Source organism: Bartonella sp. AU18XJBT (genome assembly GCF_028618595.1).
Taxonomy (GTDB): domain Bacteria; phylum Pseudomonadota; class Alphaproteobacteria; order Rhizobiales; family Rhizobiaceae; genus Bartonella.
The window spans coordinates 1-2,277 of record NZ_JAQITE010000106.1 but is presented as its reverse complement, the minus strand read 5'-3'; the positions used below and the strand labels follow the sequence as shown (position 1 = coordinate 2,277).

The window sequence follows — 2,277 nt, the reverse complement described above, 5'->3', positions numbered from 1 at the left end:
TATGGATTGTCCAACCATCACACTTCAAACCGCCAGTGGAATAGAGAAGGTCATTCCTTGCGCAAAAATCACAGCAAAAGGAATTGGTGTGCTGTCTCAAGAGCTTAAAAGACAAACCATGCATTAATAAGGAATGCAACAATGAAAAAGAAATACGAACTGACTGATAAAATCAATATAGTTTATCTGCACCAATTTTTTAATTTTTTAATTGACAATATACTATCAGTATATATATGCTCAAATAAGGTGCTTGAAAAACACCTTAAATGCATAGCGGATGAATTGCCGAAACAGTTTATTTTCCGCACATTAAAGGCTTTGACTCGTTGTATGTTACAAGCATATAATGGCATTGTCGGGTGTAGTTGCGCTATACAATACTCTTTATGGGGAAAGCGTAACGACGGACTATGCACCGTGTTTTTCAGCACCCGGCATCCTTTATTGGATGTCAATGAAAAACATCTAACTGCATAGGAGTTCATTATGAACACTCTTATTAAAATTACAGAACAAACAATTGATCAGGAAACAGTTCAAACCGTTAATGCACGTGAATTGTACACGTTTTTAGAGGTTAATGTGCGTTTCAATGATTGGATTGCACGACGAATTGAGGAATATTCTTTTCAAGAAAATCAAGACTTTGTGAGTTTTACTCAAAAAAGAGTAAAACCTAAAGGCGGTCGTCCAAGTACAGAATATCACATCACTTTAGACATGGCGAAAGAGCTCTCAATGGTGGAACGCAATGAGAAAGGACGTCAAGCACGCCGTTACTTTATTGAATGCGAGAAAAAACTAAGAAACCAATCTGTTGATTATGATCGTGATACGCGCTTTGATTTGCCAAGCTATTGGGAAGGTATGAACGCTGGTGAAAAAGTTTTATATCTTTTAGGTCCAATTCATGTGCGTCTTATTGACGCTTTTAGAGTGGACGAAGAAAACAGAAAATATAAAGCCCTCATTAAAGAAGCAAAACAGGTATTAGAAAAATCTATCGTAAAAGCGGCTTAGTTTAAAAACAGATTTCATTTCCTCGTCTTTAAGGGCGGGGAGGTGACAATACCACAGTCTCTAGAAACAGGATTGTAAAAACCAAAAACCATTTTTCAAAACAAGCGTGATTCACGCCACAGGTGAATTGCGCGCAATGGAGGAAATCAAGATGAGTGAACAAAACACTAACCTAACAGAAATTGAAGAAATACATCATTTAGCTGTCGAACAAACTGCTATGGAACGCATTTTAAACAGAGCCTTAGAAAATGACGTCGATATGGACCGTCTCGAGCGTCTCATTGCCTTACGAGAAAAAGAAATAGAACGACAAAACTACGAAAGATTTGCCAGTGATCTTTCGAATATGCAAATAGAATATCAAAAAATACAAAAAAACTCTACAAACACCCATACAAACAGCCAATATGCAACCCTTGACCAGTACATTGATGCTGTAAAAAATACTCTTGCAAAACACCGATTTGCTTTGTTTTCTCGTATCAAAGAACAGAGTTCAGATAATATAATTATAGAAATGACTTTGACGCATCCGTCTGGAAATAAAATCTCAACAGAAGGAAAGTTTCCTTATGACACGAAAGGATGCAAGTCAAATATACAATCGGTTGGTTCTGCAATCACATACGCACGCAGATATCTGTTAGGTATGCTTCTTAATGTCGTGAGTGAAGATGATGATACGGATGGAAACCCGCCTATTAAAAAGGCTTTTCCACAACAGATCAATGAAATCAGAAGACTCATAGTACAAACCCAAGCAGAAGAAGAAAAAATACTTGCTTATGTCGACGTCAAAAAGCTTGACGATATGTCTGAAGGACAAGCACAAACGGTATTACATCTTTTGAAAAAGAAACAAAACAAGCAAAAGGTAGAAACAGATTCTACTATACAAGATGCCGATATAGCAACACCACAAGAACAAAGAACGGCGGTGTGAGATGGAACAAAGAACAGCAGAATGGTTTCAAGCGCGGCTAGGAAAAGTCACGGCATCTAATGTTTACAACATACTCAGTAAGACAGCAAAAGGATTGCCTACAAGCAAATATGAAGACTACAAAATCAAACTCATGACAGAACGCTTAATAGAGGAAATAAGCCAGTCTTATACAACAGCGGCTATGCAATGGGGCATTGAACATGAAGAGAATGCCTTGAGAGAATATGAATTCATTTATGACACAGAAGTCACAAGATGCGGGTTTATTCCACACCCAAAAATGAAAATGGCGGGTGCAAGTCCTG

At 37.6% G+C, this 2,277-nt stretch carries 3 protein-coding genes; all 3 read left to right on the top strand.

Annotated elements, in window-relative coordinates; translation table 11 throughout:
• Window positions 1-489 precede the first annotated feature (489 nt).
• The gene (locus PVV60_RS10205) at window positions 490-1,023 is read left to right on the top strand and encodes an antA/AntB antirepressor family protein (protein ID WP_273724641.1); all 534 of its coding nucleotides are present in this window, start codon (window positions 490-492) and stop codon (window positions 1,021-1,023) included.
• Between the two features lie 151 nt (window positions 1,024-1,174).
• On the top strand, window positions 1,175-1,969 hold the full coding sequence (locus PVV60_RS10200; RefSeq protein WP_273724640.1) for an ERF family protein: 795 nt from the start codon (window positions 1,175-1,177) through the stop codon (window positions 1,967-1,969).
• A 1-nt stretch (window position 1,970) separates the two neighbouring features.
• The coding region (locus PVV60_RS10195; protein WP_273724639.1) for a lambda exonuclease family protein at window positions 1,971-2,277 on the top strand (307 nt) is incomplete at its 3' end.